Raw genomic sequence first — 23,832 nt, 5'->3', positions numbered from 1 at the left:
GCTGTGCGTCGTGTTCGCCCGCATCTCCTCGACGGTCATCTCCGGTGAAGTCAGCCGACAGGGCGCCCATGAGGGTATTCAGCGGACACTGTTCCGTCGAGCGCTTCATCACCTGCAGGTACTGCGGTGTTGTCCGCGAACTGCGTGCGGTGCAACTCCTCGTATCGGCCACTCAGAGCCAGGAGCTCCTCGTGGGTACCCCGCTCCACGATCGAACCGTCCTCGACCACGAGGATCAGGTCTGCGCTGCGGATGGTCGAGAGGCGGTGGGCGATCACCATCGCCGTTCGGCCCTCGAGTGCTTCACTGAGCGCCGCCTGCACAGCTGCCTCCGATGTCGAATCCAGCGCCGCCGTCGCCTCGTCGAGGATGACGACACGTGGCTGGGCGAGTAGGAGCCTCGCGATGGTCATCCTCTGGCGTTCGCCACCCGACAGCCGGTAGCCGCGCTCGCCGACCATGGTGTCGAGCTGATCCGGCAGCGACCGGATGAGCGGCTCGAGTCGCGCACGGCGAACGGCGTCCCACACCTCGTCGTCGGACGCCTCCGGCCTGGCAAGGCGCAGGTTGGCGAGGATGGTCTCGTGGAACAGGTGGCCGTCTTGGGTCACCATGCCCAGGGTGTGCCGCATGGAGGCGAAGCTGACGTCGCGAACGTCGGTCCCCCCGAGGCGCACGGCGCCGCTGTCGACGTCGTACAAGCGTGAGAGGAGTTGGGCGATCGTCGACTTACCGGCGCCGGACGTCCCGACGAGGGCGACGGTCTGACCCGGCTCGATCCTGAAGGAGATGCCGTGCAGCACCTCGTCGCCGCCGCGGGTGTCAAGCGTCGAAACCTCTTCGAGCGAGGCGAGCGACACCTTGTCGGCGGACGGGTAGGCGAAACGCACATCGTCGAACTCGACGGACACGGGGCCCTCGGGGACAGTCACGGCGTCGGGCTTCTCCTGGATGAGCGGCTTGAGATCCAGCACCTCGAACACGCGCTCGAAGCTGACCACAGCGCTCATGATCTCGACCCGGGCGTTCGCGAGGCCGGTCAGGGGCACGTAGAGCCGGGTGAGCAGGAGCGCCAGGGTGACCACCTCCCCGGTGTCGAGCTGGCCGGCGAGCGCGAGGGTGCCGCCGAGCCCGTACACGAGCGCGAGGGCGAGAGCGGAGACGAGCATCAGCGCGGTGACGAAGACGAACTGCAACATCGCCGTGCGTACCCCGATGTCTCGCACGCGGGCGGCGCGCACGCGGAACTCCTCGGCCTCCTCGTCAGGCCGGCCGAACAGTTTCACGAGGGTGGCGCCGGGTGCCGAGAAGCGCTCGGTCATCTGCGTGCTCATAGCCGAATTGTGGTCAGCTGCTTCACGGCGCAGCGCGGCGAGGCGACGACCCATGCGGCGCGCGGGTATCAGGAAGATCGGGAGCATGATCACGGCGAGGACCGTCACGAGCCAGGACGTGCTGAGCATGACGATCAAGGTGAGGATCAGGGCCACGATGTTCGTGACCACGCCCGACAACGTGCCGCTGAAGGCCTGCTGAGCGCCGATCACGTCATTGTTGAGGCGGCTCACCAGGGCGCCGGTCCGCGTTCGGGTGAAGAATGCGATCGGCATCTTCTGCACGTGGTTGAAGACGGCGGTGCGCAGATCCAGGATCACGCCTTCGCCGATCCGTGCCGAGAACCATCGCGTCACGAGCGACACGGCGGCATCCGCGAGAGCGACGAGGGCGATGACGGCGGCGAGCCACACGATGGTCGTGACCGCTCCCCGGGCGACGATGACGTCGACCACCTTGCCGGCGAGCACTGGCGTCGCGACCGCGAGGAAGGCTCCCCCGATGGAAAGCGTGATGAAGATCACCAGCTTCGACCGGTAGGGCACCGCGAACGTCAGGATCCGCATCACGGACTCACGGGAGAAACCGTGCTTGCCATCCCTGGCGGACGAGATCTTGTAGAGCGAGCTCCAGGCCGCGCTTTCCATGCTCATTGCGGTTCCTTCCGTGGGCGCCAGCCCCAACGTAGATGCCTGGCACCCAAACCCGAAATCCTCCTCACCTGTGTCGCCGTGGCGGTGACGCTCGGCCTCGCAGGACTGGGAGCACCATGTTCTCCACCCGTTCCGGTCTCGACGACGCAGCGCCCGCGATCGGCTTCTCGCTCGGAGCCCAGCTCGCCATCCGACTCGCCTCCGGACATCCTGAGCTCGTCAGCCAAGTGATCGTCGTCAGCGCTCAGGCGAAGGCCATGCCGTCCACGAACGTCACCTTGCGAGCGCTCGGAGTCGCTGCTCCCCTGGCTCGCAGAACTTCCCGACACCATGCCGTCGCGCGGCTCAGCCTCGTAGCGCGACGAGCTCGGCGGCACACACCTACAGGCATATAACCGGGGCCGCCGTGGACCGTTCAGACGGAGGCGCGAGGCGCGGAACACGGAACACACACGTCCCCTCCGCGTTGCTGGACTGATGCGGCCGACGGTCGAACGGCCGTAGCGGGGTCGTCCGCAGTGGCATACGCTCCGGAACACACGATGAGGGCGGGACCATGGCGCAACGTTGGGTGCTGGTGCATGAGGGCTCGGTCTATGACCTGCCGTCGCAGGCGGTGGCTCGGTTCATGCAGCGGCGGATCAGCAGGGCTCGATCCTCAGGCGAGGCGCTGCTCTTGCGCATTCCGGTACCCGGGTCCGTCGACGTCGTGACGGTGGTCGTCGACGCGAGCACACGCGTGTCCGTGCGGTCTCGTCGCTACTCATGACGAGCGCGCGGGCTCCTGGATGCGCCGAGCGCTTGCGCATACAGCGCTTGACGATGCCGACCGGGAGTCTCGGGAACGCTCGTCGCAGGCGGATGGCGTTCAGGGATCCGGTCTGGCAGATCAGCCGGTGGCGACGAACACCCGTCCGTCCGTGGACACCGTGACGGGGTCCGGCCCCGGTGAGACGAACACCGTCGTCCCTCGCTCGAGCACCATGGTCTCCGTGCCCTGTTCCACCCGCGCCGTCCCGGCGGTGACGACGATCACCGCCGCCTCACCGCCAGCGAGGCCGGTCGCCGTCCCTGGACCGATCCGGGCGAGGAGGAAGTCGTCGACCGGCACCGGGTACACGACCCCACCGCCGGTGCGCGCAATCGGCTCGACGAACGGGATCGGCAGTGGTTTGAAATCGAGAACGGCGAGGAGCTCCGGCACGTCGACGTGTTTCGGCGTCAGCCCTCCACGCAGCACGTTGTCGCTCGACGCCATGACCTCGACCCCGAAACCGGAGAGGTACGCGTGGATGTTCCCAGCGGGCAGGAACAGCGCCTCACCCTCCTGCAGGGTCACGAGGTTGAGGAGCGCCGCGACGACGATGCCGGGGTCCCCCGGGTACTCTTCGGCGAGCTGCAGGATGAGCTCGCGCTCGGCCGACCAACGTGCCGGACCGTCGTCGTCCCCGAGACCTTCGCCGACCGTGCCGGTACCGGCGGCACCGACGAGGGCTGCGACCGCGCCGGGCATCTGTCGTTCGAGCACTGACCGCACCGTCGATTCCAGCCCCTCATCGACCAGCTGAGCCAGGAGCGCCTCGAGCACCACCCGGCCCGGCACGTCGACGAGGCTGGCCAGATACGTCAGCAACTCGCACGACTCCTCGACCGCCCGGAATCCGCAGAGGGCACGGAAACCGTCCTGGAGAGCGACGATGATCTCCGGCTTGTGCCAGGCGTCCTTGTAGTTCCGATGCGGCGCGTCCAGCGGCACCCCGCGCGAGTCCTCGTCGGCGAACCCGGCCCTGGCCCGGTCGGGGGTGGGGTGGACCTGGAGGGAAAGCGGCCTCGCAGCAGCCAACAGCTTCAGCAGGAACGGCATCCTGGAACGCCCACCGAGAGCCGCGTCGGGGTCCGACGCGATCCACTCGTTGAGACTGCTCGGAAGACCGCGATCCTGACCGACGAGTTCGGTCACGCTACCGGGGTGTGCCCCGAGCCAGAGTTCCGCCTGAGGCGAACCGTCGGCGGGCACGCCGAGCATCTCCGGGATCGCCGTCGTCGACCCCCAGGCGTATCGCTTGGGGTCGCTGGTGATGCGGTGCAGTCCCATCAGCGCACCCGTCGGTGACCGCGGGCCAGCAGCAGGCCACCGATCGCGAGGAGCGCGAGCGCGCCGACGATCCAGGGCGTGGCCTCCAAGCCGGTGCGGGCGAGGTCTTCCGTCGACACCGTCGTGTCGGTGCCGCCCGCTCCGCCCGGTTGCCCCGTGCCCGGCTGTCCTGTGCCCGGTTCCGGCTCCGCCGCCGCGACCGTCGTGACGATGTCATCGACCAGCAGGGTGCCGGTGCCCTCGCCGCCGAGGTAGAACCCGATCTGGGTGACGGAGGTCGGGTCGAACGCCGCCTCGCCGGCCCACGCCGGTGGGGCGAAGGAGGAGAACGGGATCTCGACCAGCTGCCAGCCCTCGCCCTCGATGGGCGCGACCGTCTCCCAGTAGGTCCCTCGCGTCACGAACTGAACGGTGACGTCGTCGCCCGGTGTCCCCTGCACCCAGAACTCGAGCCCGGTGTAGCCCCACCAGTCCTGCGGCGTCTGGAACGTGCGGACGACACCGGCGTATCCGGGACCGGCGAGATCGTACGCGGCTGTCATCGCCTGCGTTCCGGTGTCCGGGTTCGTCGTGATCGACGGGGTCACCGCACCGCCCCCGGTATTCCGCACGTAGGTGGCCTGCAACGCGGCGTCATCGGCGTAGGACTCGAAGTCCTCGACGACGAGCGGCTCGCTCGGGAGGGGCTTCATGAGGAAGTCAGCCGCTCCCGTGCTCGAGGCGGTCGCCCCTGCTCCGTTGACCGCGGTGACCGACCACCAGTACCGCTGTCCTGGAGTGAGGGCGACCGTCGGCGTGATGGAGGGGTTTCCGATGCCGTCGACGACGACGACCGGGTTCCCGAGGTCGGCCTGCGCCGCAAGCGTGAAGCGGTAGTACGCCGCACCTGCCGCCGGCTCCCAGGTGAAGGTCGGGGTCGCGGTCACGTCGACGGTGCCGGATGCGGGCGAGATCGATGCGAACGCCGCCGGTGGCCCGCTCGGGGCGTCCACCGCCGACCAGATGGTGGCTCGCGAGACGGTCGCGCCGGCGGCGAGCGTCACCCTGAGGTACGGCCCCACCAGATCGCGTGCGGCCACCGTGCCGTCGGGTCCGACCTCGGACGGTGCGGTCTCCCAGGCAGAACCGTCAGCACTGGACTCGACCACGACCGACCCGGATACGATGAACGACGCCGCCGAGAGCCGGTCCTGCTTCCAGGTGACGCTGGCTCCATCGGAGGCTGCGACCATACTCGTCCCATCTGCCCGTGGAACGATCGTCGTGCCGTCGTGCGCCTCGGTGAGCAGCCAAGACTCGAGCGGGTCCACGAGCACGCGGGTGTCGGTCTCGGTCGCGAGCGGGTCTGACAGCGCCGCATCGGCTCCGGCCCCGTCGATCGCGACGACGCGGTAGACGGCTCCCGTCGGCGAGGTGAAGTCCGTCGCGGACCCGGCGTCGGCTCGGAGCGCGCCGGTGTCCACCGCGGTCCACGAGGTCCCGTCGAGTGAGCGCTCGACCCGGTATGAGACCGCGCCGCCTGCCCCGCGCCATCGGATCGTGTTGATGCCGTCCGCGCGGTCGACCGCCGTGATGAGCGGTGTCCCGACGGCGGGAGCAGCCGGCACGGCACCGATCGCGGCCGCGTAGGCGGTGATCGCGGAGACCCGGGCGCGCTCGGCATCGGTGACACCGGGTGCATGGATCGTGAATCCGTCGTCGTGCGGGACGAGCCCGCCACGGTCGTTGTTCCCGAACAGCGACCAGAACAGCATGCCGGTCACGTTCGGGTCGGCGACCAGCGGTTCGAGGAGTGCCGGGCTCGCAGCCGTGGAGGCGTACTCGCCAGCCAGGTACACCTTGCCCGCGGCGGTGACCGTGGCCGCGTCAGCCGACACGCGTGCGGCGGTGGGCGGGTAGTAGTGCACATCGACGATGTCGAGTTCCGGCGCGGAGAGCGTGTCCGGGTCGATGTCGAATCGCCGACCGGCCGCGACGAGCTGCTGTGGGGCGCGTTCCTTGATGAACGCGACCTGCCGGTCGATCCACGGGGCGGTCATCCCCTCCAACTCGTTCCCGAGCTCCCACGCCATGATCGTCGGGTCCTCGATGTACGGGACGCCGGTCAGCGCGTTCGTCCGCTGCAGGATCCCGTCGACGTAGGCCTGGTAGGCGGCGATCGGCCGCTCGTCGGTGTAGAAGTCGGCCGACGTCAGCCCGAACGGGGTCGTGAAGTCGCGATGCCCGCCGTGGTAGTACTCCCACTCGTCGGTGAGCGGGAGCACGAGGCGGATGCCGAGCTTGCCGGCGTACGCGACGGCGAAGTCGATCGTCGCGAACGCCTCCTCGTTCATCTGCCCGAGGCTCGGCATGATGGCCAGGGGGTTCGCGCCGTCCTGGCCCGTCGAGGTCATCATGTGTGTCCGAACCACGGTCGAACCCATCCGGGCCGCCGCGTCGAGGGTGTCGGCGATGCGGAAGGCCGTCGGGTAGTCGACCCCGCCCACGTTCTCGTCGAGACCGAGCCAGTAGATGTTCGGGCCGCTGAACCGGAAGGTCTCACCGTCGAGCACGAGGCGGGAGCCGTCACGCTCGACGAACGAGGTGTTGCGTGAGGTCCAGTCGACCGGGGCGGCAGCGGCCGGTGCCGCGAGCGCCGGAAGCAGCGCGGCGGTGACGGCCGCCGCGACCATGCCGGCGGCCAGGCGGCCGCTCGTGTTGCGGTGGGGTGGGCGGGGTCCGGGGTGCGGTTCATCGTGCCAGGCTCCTTCGTCTGGGATGGTGCATCGGGTCGTGTGGTGGGAGGCCGAGTGCCTCCGGTCGGTGGATGAGTGCTGCAGCGCCGAGGATCGGCCCCGCACCGTCGAGCGCGGATCCCGTGACGACCACGCCGGCCGCGTAGTCGAGGACGATGGCGTCCTGCACCGCGGCGCGGACCAGGTCGAGGTAGTCGGTGCTGACGGCCGTGAACCCGCCGCCGATGGCGACCGCTTCGAGGTCGAGGAGGGTCGCGGCACTCGCGATCGCTTGCCCGACCGCGGTGGCCGAACGGACGACGGCGGACCGCGCGACGGGATCCCCCGCCGCCGCGTCGACGGCGAGTTCCTCCCCGGTGTGTCCGTCCCATCCGTGGGTTCGCGCCCAAGCGACGCTCCGGGGGCCGGACGCGATGCGCTCGAGCGTCGCGTCGTCGGCCGACTCCCCCGGCATACGGGAGGCGATCTGTACCTGGCCGATGTGGCCGGCGTTCCCGCTCCTGCCGGCGATCAGCCGTCCGTGCAGGATGATCCCGCCGCCGACACCGGTCGAGACGATCATCGCCATCGAGTTCTCGGTGCCGCGGGTCGCTCCGAGCCAATGCTCCGCGAGCGCGATGCAGGTGCCATCGAGACGGACCACCACCGGGGCGTCCGGCAACAGCCGTGCGACGTGTGTCCGGAGGTCGAAGCCGTGCAGTCGCGGGAGGTTCTTCGGGCTCACGGTGCCTCGGCCGAGGTCGACGGGACCCGCCGAACCGATGCCGACGCCGACGAGCGCGGAACCGTCCGGCAGGTGCGCGACCGAAGCGAGGACCACTCGGTCGACGGCGTCCTCCAGCGCACGGCGTCCGGCATCGGGCCCCGTCGGCGCCCGGTGCGCACTGCCGTCGACCACGACGCCCTCGGCCGTGACGAGCGCGGCCTCCACTTTGGTGCCGCCGAGGTCGACCGCGAGCGCGACCGACCCCGACGGATCCCGCTCAGCGGTCAGGTCCGCCAGGGTCACCGCGCCCAGTCCTCGACCAGCTGGTTCGCGGTGCGCACGACGCGGGTCGACAGGAGCTCGTCCTCGTCGAGTTCCACCTCGGTCCGCACGTGGAACGTCACGCGCTCTCCCGGCAGGAGGGTGACGAGCTGGTCGTCGACGACGGCGGCCGGGTCCAGCTTGTCGACGAGCAGCGTGAGGTCGCGGAGGAACGACTCGGCGGCGATGGTCACGGCGTAGCCGTCGTCCTGTCGGGCGACCTCGGCGCTGAACCGCGGGGCGGGGATCGTCGAATCACGTGCCTCGGCGAAGGACCAGAAGCCGCGCTCAGCCCCGAGTGTCGCGACGAGCACCTCGTCAGACGCCGAGCCCGCGACCGCGACCGCTTCGGGGATCTCGACGAGCGTCGAGGAGCGTCGGTCCAGGGCGACGGGGACGCGCACCGAGGCGAGTTCGGTCCCGTCGAACCGGAGGCGTCGGATGACGAGGTCGTCCGCCCAGGCGTCCGGGCCGTCGTTGAGCACGGCGACCACGAGGGACTCCCCTCGCGGCTGCACGGTCACGAGCCGATCGGCGTAGACGTGTCGCAGGGCGTAGAGCAGCGGCTTCGCGCGCTCGTCGCCGTCGACGGCCGCCCAGGACGTGACGGGCCAGCAGTCGTTCAGCTGCCAGACGATCGACCCCATGCAGCGTGGGCTCCACGACCGGAAGTGCTCGATCGCGACGGTCACCGCGTTGGCCTGGTTGAGTGACATCGCCCAGTGCCAGTCCTCGGTGTCGTCCGGCAGCGGCAGGTGCGCGACGAGTCCGTCGGTCAGCTTGTCGTTCCCGTCCGTCGCCTTCTGGTGGTGGATCATGCCGGGCGACTCCGGCGTGAGCGGGGAGTCCGAGATGGCCCGGTCGATCGTCGACCAGGTCGCCGGACCCTGCCAACCGAACTCGGCCACGAAGCGCGGCGAGACGTCGCGGTAGGCGGGGTAGTCGACGCGGTTCCACAGCTCCCACAGGTGCACGGATCCGTGGTCCGGGTCGTTGGCCGGGATGTCCGGCGTGCCCGACCATGGGCTGCCCGCGGTGTAGTTGCCGGCTGGGTCGAGCTCGGCGACGAGCCGCGGCAGCAGGTCGAGGTAGTAGCCCATGCCCCAGGTGCGGCCCTGGACCCGCTTCTCCCAGCCCCACTCTTCGAAGCCCCAGATGTTCTCGTTGTTGCCGTTCCAGAGCACGAGGCTCGCGTGCGGCATGATGCGCGTGATGTTGTCGCGCGCCTCAGCCTCGACCTCGCTCCACAGCGGTTCCTCCTCGGCGTAGGCCGCGCAGGCGAAGAGGAAGTCCTGCCAGACCATGATCCCGCGCTCGTCGCAGAGTTCGTAGAAGTCGTCGGACTCGTAGTAACCGCCGCCCCAGATGCGGAGCAGGTTGAGGTTCGCGAACTCGGCCTGGTCCATCCGGCGGGCGAGCCGCGCGCGGTCGACACGAGTCACGAAGGCGTCATCGGGGATCCAGTTGGCGCCCCGGACCCAGACGGCCTCGCCGTTCACGACGAAGCGGAACGAGGTGCCCTCCGCATCGGGTTCGAGTTCGACGGCGACGGTCCGGAACCCGATCCGCTTCGACCACTCGCCCAAGCGAGCCTCACCCTGCCCGAGCACGACGTCGAGGTCGTACAGCGGCTGCTCGCCGTACCCGCGTGGCCACCACCGTTCGACGTCGGGCACAGCGAGCTCGAGCACGACGGAATCCGCGCCGGCAGGGAACACCACATCGGCGTTCACCTCGGCGATCGTCGCTGTGAGCGCGAGCGCCGCGTCACCGTCGCCGGCGCGTTCCACGTCGACGTGCACGGCCACCCGGCCCTCGCCACCGTCGACCGTCACGACCGGGCGCACCGAGGCGAGCCGGGCCGTCGACCACGACTGCAGACTCACCGGCTTCCAGAGTCCGGACGAGGCGGCGTCGAGTCCCCAGTCCCAGCCGAAGTTGCACGCGGCCTTCCGGATGGCGTTGAACGGGTGGGAGTAGGTGTGGGGGCGGTAGCCGATCTCGAGGCTGGCGAGGTCCGCCGCGGCGATCGGCGAGGCGAAGTGCACGACGAGATCGTTTTCGCCCTCGCGCAGGACGGCACCCACGTCGATGCGGTACGTGCGGTGCTGGTTCCGCGTGGTCGCGACGACCGAGCCGTTCACGGTCACCGTCGCGACGGTGTCGAGTCCCTCGAAGACGAGGTCGTGCCGCTCGTGGCCGTCCGGCTCCCACGTGAAGGTGGTGCGGTACTCCCAGTCCGTCGATCCGATCCACGTCACCAGGTGCTCGTTGCGGTCGAGGAAGGGGTCGGGGATGAGCCCGGCGTCGAGAAGGTCCGTGTGCACGAGGCCGGGTACCGTCGCGGGCACGCTCGTCCCGACGAACGCCTCGGGGATCGCCCCGCCGACCGCACGCAGACTCCACCCCTCGTGCAGGAGGCGGGTGGTCAGGGGACGGACGGTGGCGGTGTCGATGATGCTCACTTGGTTGCTCCAGAGGTCAGGCCGTTGTAGATGTATCGCTGCAGGAAGAGGAAGGCGACGAGCGTCGGGATGATCACGAGGATCGTCCCGGCCGCGATGATCTGCCACTGGGCGCCGAACGGTCCCATGAACCGGAACAGCGAGGTGGAGATCACCCCCAGGTCCTGCGACGGCATGTACAGGAAGGGGATGTAGAACTCGTTGTAGATGGCGATGCCTTTGATGATGACCACCGTCGCGACGGCGGGCTTCAGCAGCGGGAGGATGATGCGCCAGTAGATCGTGAAGCGGTTCGCGCCGTCGAGCATCGCCGCCTCGTCGAGGGAGACGGGGATCGACTGCATGAACTGCAGGAAGATGTAGATCGCGACGATGTCGGTCCCCATGAAGAGCAGGATCGCCGCACCGCGGGTGTTGAACAGCTCGAGGGCGGACACCACCTGGAACGTGGCCACCTGGGTCGTGACGGACGGCACGAGCGTCGCCAACAGGAACAAGCCCATCACGAGCTTCCGTCCGCGGAAGCGGAACCGGTCGAGTGCGTAGGCCGACATGGTGCCGATCAGGATGGTCCCGGCGACGGACACGAGCAGGATGATCGCGGTGTTGAGGAACCCGGTGACCATGCCGCCCTGATCGAACGCGACGACGAAGTTGTCGAGGTTGAACCAGTTCGACGGCGGGGTGAGCGGCCCGGTCGTCCGCTGCTCGCGGTCGGTCTTGAACGCGAGCATGAAGATCGTGGCCAGTGGGACCACGGCGAAAAGGCTCGCGATGATGAGCGAGGCGTACTTGACCGTCGTCGCGGTGAGGGCGGCGGCGCCCTGCGGGCGCTTCGGCCCGCGCCGCGTCCGTCGCAGTGCGCGTCGGGGCTCGGGTGTGGGAACGGAGACCGGTCGGTCGGCGGTGGCGGTCACGATTCGCCTCCCTTCTCGTCGGGGAAGACCCGGCGTTGGACGAAGGTGATGATCAGGACGATCAGCAGCAGGACGACAGCCATCGCGGAAGCCAGACCCACCTTCGAGAATTTGAACGCCGTGTTCACGGTCTGGATCACGAAGGTCTCGGAACCGTTGGCACCGCCGGTCATGACGTACGGCATCTCGAAGGCGGACAGTGCTCCGGCGATGGCCAGGATGAACGAGAGGCCGAGGATGCGCCGGATGCTCGGCAGGATGATGAACCGGAACTTGTGCCACGAGTTGGCACCGTCGAGGTCCGCGGCCTCGTACTGCTCGGACGGGACCGACTGGATCGCGCCGAGGAACAGGACGAAGTTGAGGCCCATGTACCGCCAGACGGACGTGGCGGCGAGGGAGGCGTTGACGAACGAGGGGTCGCCGAGCCACTGCGGGGTGTCCTGCACACCCACCGCCGCGAGGAGGGCGTCGAGGGTGCCGCCTGGGCGGAGGAAGTAGAGGAAGACCAGCCCGATCGCGACCCCGTTGATGAGGTAGGGGAAGAAGATGACGCCTTTGAAGAGGTTCTTGAAGCGGGTCCGGAAGCTCAGCAGCGTGGCGAGGTACAGCGCCAGGACGAGCTGGGCGACGGCTCCGACGAGGTAGTACAGGCTCACGAAGAAGACCTGGAAGATCTCCGGTTTCGTGAAGATCTGCACGAAGTTGTCGATGCCGACGAACTCCTGCTCGGGCTCCAGTCCGTCCCACGAGGTGAGGCTGTACCAGAACATGTTCGCGACCGGCACGTAGGTGAGGACGATCAGGAAGGCGAGCGGCACCACGAGGAACAGCCACGGCGTGACTCGGGAGCCGGTGGCCTTCGGGGGCCGGCCCGGCCGCAGTGTGCGTGCGCGGCGTGGATGGTTCGTCACCACCGCTCGGGTGGCGGGTGATGCTCCCTGGACTGTGACCATGCTCGTTGCCTTCTTCGCTGAATGGGGGTGGTGGGCACCCGGGCTCGCCGTGGGGACGGGCCCGGGTGCCGATCGGAGGGGTGCTACTCGGCGACGTCGGCGCGGGCCGCTGCCCAGCGCTCGTTGAGGTCGGCGAATGCGCTCTCCTTGTCGCCGTCGGCTGCGCCACGGGCGACGTCGATGAGCTTCTGGCGGTAGGTGTTGCCGAAGAGGTCGATCTCAGCGGCGTTCGCGATGTCGTTGATCACGGCTTCCTTGCCCACGGGGTCCGGAGCGAGCTCCAGGTAGGTGACGCCGAGGTCAGAGAAGTCGGCCAGCGTGTCCGGCGCCGGGTCGCTGATGACGGGGCTGATGGCTCCCTGGCTCGCGGCGAATCCGGACTCGTTCGTGAACCAGTCGATCCAGGCCTTCGCGGTCGCCTTGTTCTTCGAGTACTTGCTCACCGCCAGGAACTTGTCGGAGGCGGTGACGGAGGTGAAGCCCTCGTCGGTCTTCCACGGCATCGGCCAGAAGCCGATCACGTCGCGGGACTCGCCGGCCTTCTCCGCCGCGTCCTGCATCTGCGAGACGGCCCAGGAGCCGAGCACCATCGAGCTGATCTCACCCGAGGCGAGGAGGTTCTTCGACTCCTCCCAGTTGGTGGTGGTGGGGTCAGGCTCGCTCAGGCCGGCGGCAACGGTGTCGAAGAGGAGACCGTCGATGTTGTACTGGTCGTTGCCCTCGGTCCATGGGCTGTCGGTGGCGATCATCTCGGTACGGACCTCCGGGCCCTGCACCGCACCGAGGTTGCCCTCGAGCGTCGCGAGCGGCCAGCCGTCCTTGTAGTTCGTGTAGTACGGGATCGAACCGTTCGCCTTGATCTTCTCGAGTGCGGCGAGGTACTCCTCCTCGGTGGCCGGCGGCTCAGTGATCCCGGCCTTCGTCCAGACGTCGCGGTTGAAGACGTAGCCCATGGCGGAACCGAAGGTCGAGACGCCGTAGGCCGTCCCGTCGAAGGAGGCCTCGTTCGCGAACCGGTAGGTCTTGGACTGCTCCTCGGTGCTGCCGAGTGGCTCGAAGAAGTTCGCGTACTGATCCTTGGTGACGTTCGAGGACGGGATGAGGAGCACGTCGCCGTAGTCCTTCGAGTTGAGGCGGATCTTGGCGTCGCCCTCGTAGTCGGTCAGGGCCTCGAACTTGACGGTGGTGCCGGGGTACTGCTTCTCGAACTCGGCCGCGTAGTCCTTGAAGGTGGTGTCGACGAGGTCGGTGCGGTTCGTGAGGACGGTGATCTCGCCGCTCGGGTCGCCGTCGTCGTTGGCGGCTCCGCCGGAGCAACCGCTGAGGACGAGTGCCGCGGCCGCAGCCGTTGCGGCGAGGCCGATGATCGGTCTCCGGGACATGGGAACTCCTTCGTTCGTGGGGGCGAAGGGCCGGGTCGCCTCGTCGCTCGCTGTCCAGCATCGTCTGCCGCCTTGACCTGGTCAAGACTAAACATTATTAATTTATATAACAAATCGGTCACAGCACATCTCGGTGCGTGGCGCGCCGACGCGTCAGGCGCCGGGCACGGAGCCTGAGGTCGAGCGCTCGATGACCACGGCGTGCGGCGCCTCCCGGGTGGCGCCGGGGCGGCCCGCCAGCAGCTCGAGCAGCTCCTCGCCCGCCATCTCGCCGATGCGCTGCACGTCATGGCTCAGCGCGGACATCGGCGGGTCGGACAGCTGGCACTGCGCCGAGTCGTCCCAGGCCACGATCGAGAGGTCGTCAGGCACCCGCAACCCGGCCTCCTGCACCGCCTGCAGCCCGCCGAGCGCCATCACATCGCTGTCGAACACGACCGCGGTCGGCCTGGGGTCGCGTGCGAGCAACGCCTGCATGGCCTGGACGCCTGAGGTCCGGGAGTAGTCGCCGCCGATCGAGACGGTGTCCACGTCGGGCAGGTCGGAGGCGAGCGTGAACGCCTCCATCCGGGACAGCGTGTGCGTGAGCTCCCTCGGGCCGGTGACGTGCGCGAGCCGCCGGTGCCCGAGCGAGACGAGGTGGCCCACGGCCTCGTGCATCGTGACCGCGTCGTTGGTCCAGACCGCCGGGAGGCCCTGCGCCGTCGCCGGTGCACCGATCACGATCGCCGGGATTCCGGACCGCTCGACGAAGGCGACCCGCTCGTCGTCGTCGATGAGGTCCACGAGGATGACGGCGCTCACCGCTCCGTCCTGGTGCCAGCGCCCCAGCTGCAGCAGTTCCTCCTCCCGAGTCGGCAGGACTCGGAGGAGCACCGACAGGCCGTGCGGGCGGACCACACGATCGATGCCGGCGATGAGCTCGTGATAGAACGGCTCCTCCCCGTAGATCTCCGAGGCACGGAACAGCGTGAGGCCGATCGGCCTGGGCTGCGCGATAGTCTGTTCGGCGTCGAGACCCATCGGGACGCGGCCTTTCGTGAGAAGTGGTCGTGTGGCCCTCACACTACGCGCTCGAACATCGCCGGGAGGGGAAGATGGCCAGACGTGAGTCCGTGCAGTCGGGTCCCGGCAGCCAGGCGCTCATCGTCGACCTGATCCGCTCGGCCGGCACGATCAGCCGTACCGAGCTCACCGAGGCGACGGGCCTGACCCAGCCGTCGATCTCGAACATCGTCCGCCGCCTCATCGAGGACGGGCTCGTCCGGGAGACCGGTCGGGCTGCGCCCAGAGGTGGCAAGCCGCGGACCCTCCTCGAGATCAACGCGAGCGCCAAGTACGGCGTCGGGATCCAGCTCGGGTTCGAGTCGATCACGCTCGTCGCAACCGACGTGCGTGGCGGCGTCGTCGGCCGACAGCTCGTCGACGGGGCGGGCTCGGCCACGCCGGAGCAGGTGACCGACCGACTGGTCACGCTCTACCGCGACTTCGTCGCCGGCGTCGGGCTCGCGGCACCGTCGATCGCGGGCGTCGCCGTCGTCGCCCCCGGTCCGATCGCCCAACTCGGCGGTGTCCTCCTCGGTCCGCCCACGCTCGTCCGCTGGGATGACTTCCCCCTGCAGCAGGCGTTGCAGGAGAGCCTCGACGTTCCAGTGATCGTCGACAACGACGCCGCCGCAGCCGCTGTCGGTGAATTCTGGAGCCGCCAGGTGTCGCGCACGGAGTCCTTCGCGTGCGTCTACATGGGCACGGGGATCGGCGCAGGCATGGTGCTGGGCGGTGCGCTCTATCGTGGTTCGAGCTCGAACGCCGGCGAGCTGGGGCACATCAGCATCGAGGTCGACGGTGTCCCCTGCCACTGCGGCAACCGCGGGTGCCTGGAGCGCTACGCGGCACCGGCAGCCGTGATGGCGGCGGCTGCGGCGGTGCGCGACCGACTCGCGGACATGGGCCTCGGCTTCGCACCGGACACACTCAGTCGCGATTTCGACCAGCTCGCCCGCGCCGCCGTCAGCGGTCACGAGGCGGCCCTCGACCTCATCCGCTTCTCGGCCGACCGGGTCGCCGCGGCCACGGTGACGCTCGCGAACCTGCTCGACCTCGATCGACTCGTCCTCGCCGGCCCCGGCATGGCGGTCGCCGGGTCGCTCTACGCCCGCGCGATCCGCGAACGCCTCGAGCAGCGCTTCTTCGCCAGGCGTGCCCACCCGATCGCCGTCGAGCTCTCCGCCAACCCTCGCGATGCGGCTGCGATCGGTGCCGCGTCACTCGTCCTGCAGGGCTCGATCGCACCGGGCCACGGCCCGGCACTCACCCGCTGAGGCGCTGCAGCGGCGGTCGCCAGAGTGATCGGCTCGGCGGACAGGTTCCAGGTCATCGACGATTTCTGGATGCGACGAATTCCGGAAAATCGACCGGCCCTATCCCACCTGGGGCGAAGAAGTGGCGGACACAAGCGGCGACGCTCGCCTCCAGCTCTTCGGTCGAGAACCCACTGGATGAAGACGTCGACCCGATGGTGAAACCGTACGCAGGTTCGCTTGGTCCGTTGATCCATGAGAAGTCATAGACGCGACGTCCGTCTGGCTCTCGGCGCACCTCGACAGAGAACCGTTCGCCCTCAACGTCCATCAACATTGATCACCAGGGTACGTCCTCATGAGATAGCTAGCGCTCTGAGCAGGTACTGCCAGCGACGCTGAGCGATGACAGCAACCCTCCATTCAGCGATACAGTCCTCAGGCACGGACCGCGCAACCGAGGACAGAGCGGAAGATCTCATGACTCACAGCGATTCCCACGTGCTGGCGTTCGAACACGTCGGCATCACGGTCGCCGACCTCGACCGAACAGCGTCGTTCTTCTGCGACGTCCTCGGCTTCGAACTGAAGCGCCGGTCGCGCACACACGGTGATGCAGCGCATCACGTCACCGGCGTGGCGGATGCAGACATCCAGCACGTCTTCCTCACCGCTGGCGACCTGGAAGTCGAGCTGCTCGCGTACCAGTCACCCGACCGCCGTGCCGCTGGCGCGCCTGGACCTGAGACGCCGGGGTCGATGCATCTCGCTCTGCGCGTCGACGATCTCCCTGGCATCGTCCAACGAGCTGGAGCGTACGGCTGGGTTCCTCCCGGGCGGCCCCACCGGATGACAACCGGGCCCCGAACCGGGTTCCTGATGAGTTACCTCCGCGATCAACAGGGCGCGACGCTGGAACTGATCCAGGGCACGACCGATCCCTTCGAAGGTCGCAGCACCAACAGAGATCGTTTTCGAGCTGGTCTGGTCGACTGACGATCGTGCACAGTAAATACGTGAACGAAATCCATGCCGAGCTGAGCCGAGAGGCGACCGAGGCCCTGAACGCCTCGATGCCCGATGCAGTCATCACCGCCAGTCGCGCACGAATCGCGATGTATATGCTCTTCACCGCGTGGCTCCTCGTCCCCGCCTTGGGTTTTTTGGTCGCGATCTTCGGCCCGGCGCTTGTCAACGGCTTCCCTGGCTTCGTCACGGTGGTCGGCCTGATCGTCTTGGTGTTGATAGCGGTGATGGTGACGGCCTTGGTGATCGCCCTCCGCGCCAAGCGAGCATTCAACCAGATCGCTCAGATCATCCGACGTGAACGCCACGCAACCCTCGTCCGCGTGGTGAATCGCCAGATATTCGTGCGCCGCTAACTCGCACGTCGCGCCGCCGACGCTGAAGGGCGTTTCCGAGGCGATGAAATCCGCGCTCTCCAACCAAGGTCCGAGCCTTACCTGACCGCGGCCGTGCGCCGGTATCCGTGGGCGTTGCTGTCAGCCGTTGCTGTCAGCGTTGCTGTCAATCGGGCCCAAAACCACACCTGACCGCCGAAGTCGGGAGAGGATTATGGTCGGGACGAGGCAAGAAAAAAGCCGCTCGATGTCCCGACAGATCTGCGGTGGCATATCGGACATCGCCCCGCCTCCTTCGGTCAAGACCAGTCCCGCGGCAAGCGCACTGTATCGCACGTCGCCTTCGGTGAAGGTCAACCGGGCGTGGCATATGCCATCGTCACCTGGAAACAACAAGACAGCTACTTGTGAACGCGCACGCAAAGTGTCAAGCAGTGCGCCCCGCGTGGGGTGCTCATGGGCGCCCTCCTCTCGAGCTCTACGCCGCTTGAATCCGGTACTCAGGCGACGAGGTTCTGCTGGGCCCACTCCCGGAGCGTTGTAGTCGGGATCGACCGGCGCTCGTTAAACGTGTCGCTCTTGTCCCAGGCTACGCCTCGCCCCTGCGCGAACACGGCGCGGTACTTCCGGGTCATGTTGTCTGGGTCGTTCGCCAGCTCGCTCATAAGCGACGACTCTGTCCAAACTGCAAGTTCGAACGGACGACCAAGGACTGCTTCCAGGGTTTCAGCGACCTGGCGATACGTGATCGTGTCGCCTGCTACGTAGACGATCTCGTTGCGGATCCGGGGCTCCTCGAACAGAATCTCCGCCGTGAGTGCACCGATGTCTTCCGGCGTGGTCACCGTGACCGCGGTGTCGGGGCTACCGAGCGCGTTGACGGTATGGTTCGGCAGGTCGACCATTCCTGAGCCTGGCTCGAAGAGGTAGTTCATGAACATGCCGGTGGAGATGATCACCCACTCGGTGTCGTGCTGCGCCCTGAGCAGATCTCGCACGTCGAGTTGCGAGTCGAAAATGTCCTGGGGACTGCCACGCCCGATCACATCGAAGTCGACGCCGAACTGCCACGGGAAGTACCGCGGAATCTTCGCCTGCAAAGCGGCCTGTGCAACTTTCATCGGAGTTTCAACGCCGGCTGTGATCCCGGTGCAGCCGATCACGGTGTCATATTGCGCGAAGATGGCCGCGAGTTCATCGATCGACTGCCCAACGAGATCCCCTTGAACGATGCCGACTCCCAAAGCGCGGATCTCAGCGACGTTGCGCTGCTTCGCGGGAGTGGTGGAGTCGATCGTGTTCGACCGCAGGAGCACATCGACGGACGCTTCCGGCGCTGGTGAGGCCCGCCTCACGACGTTGCGGAGGACAGGCATGCCGAGTTCTCCTGCTCCGATGACGAGAATGTTCCGCGAGGGGGCGCTGGAGGCGGTCGCCGACATAGGTGTGTCCTTCCTTTGGTCGCCCAACGGTTGGGCGCCCATCATGTCAGCCAGCGTAAAGTTTGACACCAGTGTCAATGTCAACTCCGGGTGCGGTGAAGGGATGGCTGAAGGATGAAGATCGGTGAAGCGGCTGCTGTGGTCGGGGCTCCGACGCGCATGCTGCGCTACTACGAACAACAAGGACTGATCCAGTCGACGCGATCGGCGAACGGCTACCGCGAGTACTCCGACGAGCAGGTCGAACACGCCCGCCATGTGCGCGCCCTGGTCCAAGCCGGCTTGTCCACACGCATGATCAAAATCGTTTTGGACATCGAAGCACCACAGCCGGGACAGCAGTCTGCCTCGTGCAGTCGCGCATTGGCGGAGGATCTGGCACGAGAATTGCGCGTCGTGGAAGACAGGATCGTGTGTCTTGAGAAAAGCCGTGACGCGGTCATCCACTACCTCCAGCACACCGACCACGCCGATCTGCTGTCGCCCGCGCGGCCCTGAACCGTCGCTGCCAGAGGAATCCCGGCGCGCGGTGCAGACACTGATCGAGCGCTGAACTAACCGCGGCGTGAAGTTAGTATGGAATCCCGTGGCGAATACTCAAAGCAACGGAACCAGCACCCCGCCCTCGATCTCAGCTCCCAGCGTGACGAAACAGATCTTCGTCACGGGCGGGGTCGTCTCCTCGCTCGGCAAAGGCCTGACGGCGGCCAGCCTCGGCAACCTGCTCACGGCCCGGGGTATCAACGTCGCGATGCAGAAGCTCGACCCGTACCTCAACGTCGACCCGGGAACGATGAATCCGTTCCAGCACGGTGAGGTCTTCGTGACCGACGATGGAGCCGAGACGGATCTCGACATCGGGCACTACGAACGCTTCCTTGGCATCAACCTCAACCAGGGCGCGAATGTCACGACCGGCCAGATCTACTCGACGGTCATCGCGAAGGAGCGCCGCGGCGAGTACCTCGGGGACACCGTCCAGGTCATCCCGCACATCACCGACGAGATCAAGCGCCGCATGCGGTTGCAAGCTTCCGATTCCCCCCAGCCCGACGTCATCATCACCGAGGTCGGCGGCACGATCGGCGACATCGAGTCCCAGCCGTTCATCGAGGCGGCCCGACAGGTGCGTCACGAGCTCGGCCGTGACAACGTCTTCTTCGTACACATCTCCCTCGTGCCGTACATGGGCACTTCTGGTGAGCAGAAGACCAAGCCAACACAGCATTCGGTGGCACAGCTCCGCTCCCTTGGAATCCAACCTGACGCGCTCGTCCTGCGCAGCGACCGTCCAGTCAGCGGGTCGAACAAGACGAAGATCGCCCTGATGTGCGACGTCGACGAAAACGCCGTGGTGAACGCCATAGACGTGCCGTCGATCTACGACCTACCGACGCTGCTCCATGACCAGAGCCTCGACCAGGTCATCATCGACGCACTGCAGCTCGACGCGCATGACATGGACTGGTCGGCTTGGAAGCCGGTTCTTGATGCCGTGCACGAGCCGAAGGGGGATGTCACCATCGCCCTGGTCGGCAAGTACATCGACTTGCCAGATGCGTACCTGTCCGTCACCGCAGCCCTCCGGGCGGGCGGCTTCGCACACCGCACCACGGTGAATCTGAAGTGGATCGCTTCGGACGACTGCATCACAGCGGAGGGCGCCGCGGAGCAGCTCGGCGACGTGGACGGCATCTGCGTGCCCGGCGGGTTCGGTGTGCGCGGCATCGAGGGCAAAGTCGGAGCGCTGAAATTCGCTCGCGAACAGGGCATCCCGACGCTTGGCCTGTGCCTCGGGATGCAGTGCATGGTCATTGAATACGCCCGCCACGAAGCCGCCCTGCCGGAGGCCTCGAGCACCGAATTCGACCCGGAGACATCGACCCCGGTCATAGCGACCATGGCCGCGCAGGTCGACATCATCGCGACGGGCGAGCTGGGTGGCACGATGTGCCTTGGGCTCTATCCGGCTTCGTTCACGACGGGCTCTCTAGCCGCCGACCTGTACGGCGCTGCGACAGCATCCGAGCGGCACCGCCACCGCTACGAGGTCAACAACACCTACCGTGATCAGATCGCGGCGGCCGGACTGGCCTTCTCCGGCACATCACCTGACGGCACCCTCGTCGAGTACGTCGAGCTCGACCGCGGCGTGCACCCGTTCTACATCGGCACCCAGGCACATCCTGAACTCCGCTCTCGCCCGACCAACCCACACCCCTTGTTCGCAGGACTGGTCGGCGCGGCCATGACGAGGCGTGACTCATCCAGACTCTTCACTCGAGAGATCAACTCAGAACAGATCCAAGCGTGATGATCCTCTGCAAGGACACCCACCCGACTGTCGTGCTCGACACGAGCGGCACCTTTCCCTCCGCTCGGATCCGCACCAGCCGGATGGCCGAACCCTTGCGTGGCTCGCTCGTCCCGCGAAGCCGGCATCGCCCATGTGAGGAACGCCCTAGGTTCGAGTGGCCGCTCCCATCTCCCACCTCGCCGCGGAGAAGCTCGCTGTCGTCGCTCAGGCCCGCAGTCGGGACAGCCGCTCAGAATGAGCACCCTATTCGAGGGCATCTGGCGTCGCGGTGAAGAGCGCCCGGTGATCCCCTCGATCCCAACCAGACACCCCATACAGCTGGCCACCGCAGGCCGCATCAAGACCGACGGTCGCTGCTAGCCGGGCGCCGGGGTGGTCAGTGCTTCATGGGCGCACTGACCACCCGTCGTGCTCACCTGGCCGTGAGATTCACGTACTGCGGCGGAATGCCCGCCGCTGCAGCGCGCACGGTGATCGTCCCGGGGCCGGTTGGACGGATGATGGCCAGTGCACGTCCGTCGTAGGTGGTCCGGGTCGCTGCCGCGAACGCTTCTGTGGTGTCAGGTTGAGCGCTCCCGAAGCCGGCGAGGATTCCGGGCCCTTCGATCTCCACCGAGACGGCCGTGGTGACGTCGGTCGCGATGGTGCCCACCTTGTCGGAGAGTTCGACGCTGAGGTAGGCGAGATCGGTGCCGTCGGCGGTCAGCTCGGTGCGATCGGCGGTGAGAGCGAGTTGGATAGTGTCGCCGCGAGTATGCAGGGTGCTGACGCCGATTTCCTTCCCGTCTCGGATCGCGATCGCCGTGAGTTCGCCCGGGTGGTATTCGGTTTCGAACTTCGCGATGCACGCCTTCTGGGCTCCGACCTGAGCGCGTCCGATGATTGTGCCGTTGAGGCGGAGTTCGACTTCGTCGGCATCGCTGTAGACGTCGACATTGATCGGTGACCCGGGCGGGACAGCCCAGCTCCAGCTGCTGATGGCGTCATCCCAGGACCAGCCGCCCACGAAGACTTCGCGTCCATGATGTTCGGGGCGCTGGACAGCGATGTATGGTTCGTCTCGCAGTCCCCAGATCGTCTCTTGCCAGAACGACACGGGGCGACGATTCCCGAGGATGTCGATCGTCCCGGACTGTGCAAGCATCCAGGGATATGGCGAGCTCGTGCCGACCGGCGCATCGGTATCGCCTGCGTAGACCGGTCGACCGATGCTCGCTTCCCCGATGTAGTCCCAAGCGGTCCAGGCGAAGTCACCGATCACCGTCGGGTGCTGCTCGACCAGCGGCCAGATCCGGTCGAGCGCGCGCGGGAAGGTCTCGGATCCTACGAGGATGCGGTTCGGGTGATGCTCGGCGTCGATCGCGTAGCGGGCTTCGGCGTAGTTGATGCCACTGACGTCGAGCTGCGACTGGGATTCTTCGATTCGATCGGAGACCAACGCCGTGGAGCCGAGCGTGTTCATCATGTCTTCCATCGACCCCATGAGCGCGTTGATGTTCATCGGGGTGTCGCCCGAGGCCATCTGTGCGGCGAAGACGTCCATGGTGGCGACCATCCCGTTGATGGCATTGGTGATGAGTCGCGAGTCGTCGAGCGAGCGCACTTTCTCTGCAAGCGCCCGCCCCCAAGTAGATCCGATAGCGCTGCCGGTCTCGAAGATCTCGTTGCCGGTCGAGTACATGATGACGCTTGGGTGATTGAAGTCCTTGGCGACCATCGACTCGACGTCTCGTTCCCACCACTCCGGGAAGTCGAGCGAGTAGTCGAAAGCGGTCTTGCTCTTCGTCCATACGTCGGACACTTCGTCCCAGACAAGGAGCCCGTGGCGGTCACAGGCGTCGAGAAAGGCACGGCTGATGTTGTTGTGGGAACTACGGACGGCGTTGTAGCCCGCCGCCTTGAGCAGTTGCACGCGACGCTCCTCCGCGCGCGGGTGGGCTGCACTGCCGAGCGGGCCGTTGTCGTGGTGGATGCAGCCACCCCGAAGCTTCACCGAGCGCCCGTTGATCCGCAGACCATGCACCGGATCGACGGTGACGGATCGTACACCGAAGACGGATTCGTCCTCATCGAGCAGGGTGTCGCCCTCTCGCACCCGAGTGTGCGCGGTGTGCAGTCGCGGGTCGTCGACATTCCAGAGTGCTGGCTCGGAGAGGTAGTGACGGAGGTGCACTCGTCCAGTCGTCCCGGGGAGCAGGGTGATCGGCGCGGTCTGCAGGCTGAGCACCACATCGGCATCGTCGCGGATCTCTGTTTCGACCCGGACGGTGCGCGTGTGACGGGTCTCGTTGGCGACCTCGACGGTGGTGATCACGGATGCCAGGTCGGGCTCGATGACGGGGGTGGTGATGCGCACACCGTCGAGCGGGATGTGCACCGGCTCGGCGGTGACGAGCCACACGTTGCGATAGAGACCGGCGCCGGCGTACCACCGGCTGTCTTCGTGGGTACGGACCTCGACGCTGATGGTGTTCGCCTCACCGAACCGGAGAAACGGGTCCAGCGCAACGGAGAACCCGACGTACCCGTTCGGGCGCTGAGCGGCGAAGTCGCCGTTGACGTACACGACAGCATCACGGTAGGCGCCTTCGATGTCGAGGACGATGCTCTGATCACGCCATTCCGCCGGCACATCGATGGTCTTGGTGTACTCGAGGTGCGCGCTCGGGTAGTAACCGGTGTGACTGCCACTAGGGCTGTCTGCGGACCGCGGCAGGTCTCGGAGGCCGTCGTGCGGGAGCGTGACGGCCGTCTTGGCTGATCCGCCGCTGAAGGCGTCGAAGGGCGAACCCTTGTGACCGACGGTCCAGTCTCTGTTGAAGGGTGTGCGGATCATGCGTGTGCCTT

16 protein-coding genes and 1 pseudogene are annotated in these 23,832 nt (G+C 67.1%); 5 read left to right on the top strand and 12 right to left on the bottom strand.

Features of this window, described 5'->3' with window-relative positions; genetic code table 11:
- Window positions 1-50: 50 nt before the first annotated feature.
- The 9 genes from ASE44_RS14120 to ASE44_RS14075 all read right to left on the bottom strand — a co-directional run bounded on the left by ASE44_RS14120 (window position 51) and on the right by ASE44_RS14075 (window position 14,588).
- Complete coding sequence (locus tag ASE44_RS14120; RefSeq protein WP_056781321.1) at window positions 51-1,988, bottom strand: ABC transporter ATP-binding protein; 1,938 nt, start codon at window positions 1,986-1,988, stop codon at window positions 51-53.
- An 889-nt stretch (window positions 1,989-2,877) separates the two neighbouring features.
- Window positions 2,878-4,083, bottom strand: coding sequence for a mannose-6-phosphate isomerase, class I (manA, locus tag ASE44_RS14110; RefSeq protein ID WP_056781316.1), 1,206 nt, complete (start codon window positions 4,081-4,083; stop codon window positions 2,878-2,880).
- On the bottom strand, window positions 4,083-6,755 hold the full coding sequence (locus tag ASE44_RS14105; RefSeq protein WP_056781313.1) for a CIA30 family protein: 2,673 nt from the start codon (window positions 6,753-6,755) through the stop codon (window positions 4,083-4,085). The genes manA and ASE44_RS14105 overlap by 1 nt, the downstream gene beginning before the upstream one ends.
- Window positions 6,756-6,813: 58 nt before the next feature.
- Window positions 6,814-7,827 carry an ROK family protein gene (locus ASE44_RS14100; RefSeq protein WP_235522647.1) on the bottom strand — a complete coding sequence of 338 codons (1,014 nt, stop codon included), beginning with the start codon at window positions 7,825-7,827 and terminating at the stop codon, window positions 6,814-6,816.
- On the bottom strand, window positions 7,824-10,310 hold the full coding sequence (locus tag ASE44_RS14095) for a glycoside hydrolase family 2 protein (RefSeq protein ID WP_235522646.1): 2,487 nt from the start codon (window positions 10,308-10,310) through the stop codon (window positions 7,824-7,826). The genes ASE44_RS14100 and ASE44_RS14095 overlap by 4 nt, the downstream gene beginning before the upstream one ends.
- Window positions 10,307-11,227 carry a carbohydrate ABC transporter permease gene (locus ASE44_RS14090; protein ID WP_056781310.1) on the bottom strand — a complete coding sequence of 307 codons (921 nt, stop codon included), beginning with the start codon at window positions 11,225-11,227 and terminating at the stop codon, window positions 10,307-10,309. The genes ASE44_RS14095 and ASE44_RS14090 overlap by 4 nt, the downstream gene beginning before the upstream one ends.
- Window positions 11,224-12,183 carry a carbohydrate ABC transporter permease gene (locus ASE44_RS14085; protein WP_056781307.1) on the bottom strand — a complete coding sequence of 320 codons (960 nt, stop codon included), beginning with the start codon at window positions 12,181-12,183 and terminating at the stop codon, window positions 11,224-11,226. Before ASE44_RS14085 ends, ASE44_RS14090 begins: the two co-directional genes overlap by 4 nt.
- An 83-nt stretch (window positions 12,184-12,266) precedes the next feature.
- Entirely contained in the window at window positions 12,267-13,565 is a 1,299-nt protein-coding gene (locus ASE44_RS14080; protein ID WP_056781305.1) for an ABC transporter substrate-binding protein, read from the bottom strand.
- A gap of 153 nt (window positions 13,566-13,718) precedes the next feature.
- A complete protein-coding gene (locus ASE44_RS14075; RefSeq protein WP_056781303.1) occupies window positions 13,719-14,588 on the bottom strand; it encodes a LacI family DNA-binding transcriptional regulator in 870 nt (289 codons plus the stop codon).
- Window positions 14,589-14,662: 74 nt separating this feature from the next.
- On the opposite strand from ASE44_RS14075, the gene ASE44_RS14070 reads away from it, so the two are divergent.
- The 3 genes from ASE44_RS14070 to ASE44_RS14060 all read left to right on the top strand — a co-directional run bounded on the left by ASE44_RS14070 (window position 14,663) and on the right by ASE44_RS14060 (window position 17,247).
- Window positions 14,663-15,886 (top strand): ROK family transcriptional regulator, encoded by a 1,224-nt coding sequence (locus ASE44_RS14070; RefSeq protein ID WP_200921120.1) that lies wholly within the window; start codon window positions 14,663-14,665, stop codon window positions 15,884-15,886.
- 459 nt (window positions 15,887-16,345) lie between these two features.
- Window positions 16,346-16,861 carry a VOC family protein gene (locus ASE44_RS14065; protein WP_056781300.1) on the top strand — a complete coding sequence of 172 codons (516 nt, stop codon included), beginning with the start codon at window positions 16,346-16,348 and terminating at the stop codon, window positions 16,859-16,861.
- Between the two features lie 20 nt (window positions 16,862-16,881).
- A complete protein-coding gene (locus ASE44_RS14060; protein WP_056781297.1) occupies window positions 16,882-17,247 on the top strand; it encodes a hypothetical protein in 366 nt (121 codons plus the stop codon).
- A 479-nt stretch (window positions 17,248-17,726) separates the two neighbouring features.
- Here the strand turns inward: ASE44_RS14060 and ASE44_RS14055 are convergent, their stop codons facing one another.
- Window positions 17,727-18,668 (bottom strand): aromatic alcohol reductase, encoded by a 942-nt coding sequence (locus tag ASE44_RS14055; RefSeq protein ID WP_056781295.1) that lies wholly within the window; start codon window positions 18,666-18,668, stop codon window positions 17,727-17,729.
- Between the two features lie 114 nt (window positions 18,669-18,782).
- Between ASE44_RS14055 and ASE44_RS14050 the strand changes: the two genes are divergently transcribed.
- Window positions 18,783-19,166 (top strand): MerR family transcriptional regulator, encoded by a 384-nt coding sequence (locus tag ASE44_RS14050; RefSeq protein WP_056781292.1) that lies wholly within the window; start codon window positions 18,783-18,785, stop codon window positions 19,164-19,166.
- Between the two features lie 145 nt (window positions 19,167-19,311).
- Complete coding sequence (locus ASE44_RS14045) at window positions 19,312-20,982, top strand: CTP synthase (RefSeq protein ID WP_157580002.1); 1,671 nt, start codon at window positions 19,312-19,314, stop codon at window positions 20,980-20,982.
- Window positions 20,983-21,397: 415 nt separating this feature from the next.
- Here ASE44_RS14045 and ASE44_RS14040 read toward each other — a convergent pair whose 3' ends face one another.
- Together ASE44_RS14040 and ASE44_RS19000 are read right to left on the bottom strand one after the other, a co-directional pair.
- On the bottom strand, window positions 21,398-23,299 hold the full coding sequence (locus ASE44_RS14040; protein ID WP_235522673.1) for a glycoside hydrolase family 2 TIM barrel-domain containing protein: 1,902 nt from the start codon (window positions 23,297-23,299) through the stop codon (window positions 21,398-21,400).
- 132 nt (window positions 23,300-23,431) lie between these two features.
- Window positions 23,432-23,821 (bottom strand): annotated as a pseudogene (locus ASE44_RS19000) (sugar-binding domain-containing protein); the annotation flags it as partial.
- Between the last annotated feature and the right edge of the window lie 11 nt (window positions 23,822-23,832).

Source organism: Plantibacter sp. Leaf1 (assembly GCF_001421315.1).
In the GTDB taxonomy this organism is placed as follows: domain Bacteria; phylum Actinomycetota; class Actinomycetes; order Actinomycetales; family Microbacteriaceae; genus Plantibacter.
The sequence above is the reverse complement of the archived record's forward strand: the minus strand, read 5'-3'. Positions and strand labels throughout refer to the sequence as shown.

Excerpts from the sequence above, each read along its gene's own strand:
- ASE44_RS14120 (WP_056781321.1), bottom strand. The coding sequence starts at position 1,988 with ATGAGCATGGAAAGCGCGGCCTGGAGCTCGCTCTACAAGATCTCGTCC.
- manA (WP_056781316.1), bottom strand. The coding sequence starts at position 4,083 with ATGGGACTGCACCGCATCACCAGCGACCCCAAGCGATACGCCTGGGGG.
- ASE44_RS14105 (WP_056781313.1), bottom strand. The coding sequence starts at position 6,755 with ATGGTCGCGGCGGCCGTCACCGCCGCGCTGCTTCCGGCGCTCGCGGCA.
- ASE44_RS14085 (WP_056781307.1), bottom strand. The coding sequence starts at position 12,183 with ATGGTCACAGTCCAGGGAGCATCACCCGCCACCCGAGCGGTGGTGACG.
- ASE44_RS14080 (WP_056781305.1), bottom strand. The coding sequence starts at position 13,565 with ATGTCCCGGAGACCGATCATCGGCCTCGCCGCAACGGCTGCGGCCGCG.
- ASE44_RS14075 (WP_056781303.1), bottom strand. The coding sequence starts at position 14,588 with ATGGGTCTCGACGCCGAACAGACTATCGCGCAGCCCAGGCCGATCGGC.
- ASE44_RS14070 (WP_200921120.1), top strand. The coding sequence starts at position 14,663 with ATGGCCAGACGTGAGTCCGTGCAGTCGGGTCCCGGCAGCCAGGCGCTC.
- ASE44_RS14065 (WP_056781300.1), top strand. The coding sequence starts at position 16,346 with ATGACTCACAGCGATTCCCACGTGCTGGCGTTCGAACACGTCGGCATC.
- ASE44_RS14055 (WP_056781295.1), bottom strand. The coding sequence starts at position 18,668 with ATGTCGGCGACCGCCTCCAGCGCCCCCTCGCGGAACATTCTCGTCATC.
- ASE44_RS14050 (WP_056781292.1), top strand. The coding sequence starts at position 18,783 with ATGAAGATCGGTGAAGCGGCTGCTGTGGTCGGGGCTCCGACGCGCATG.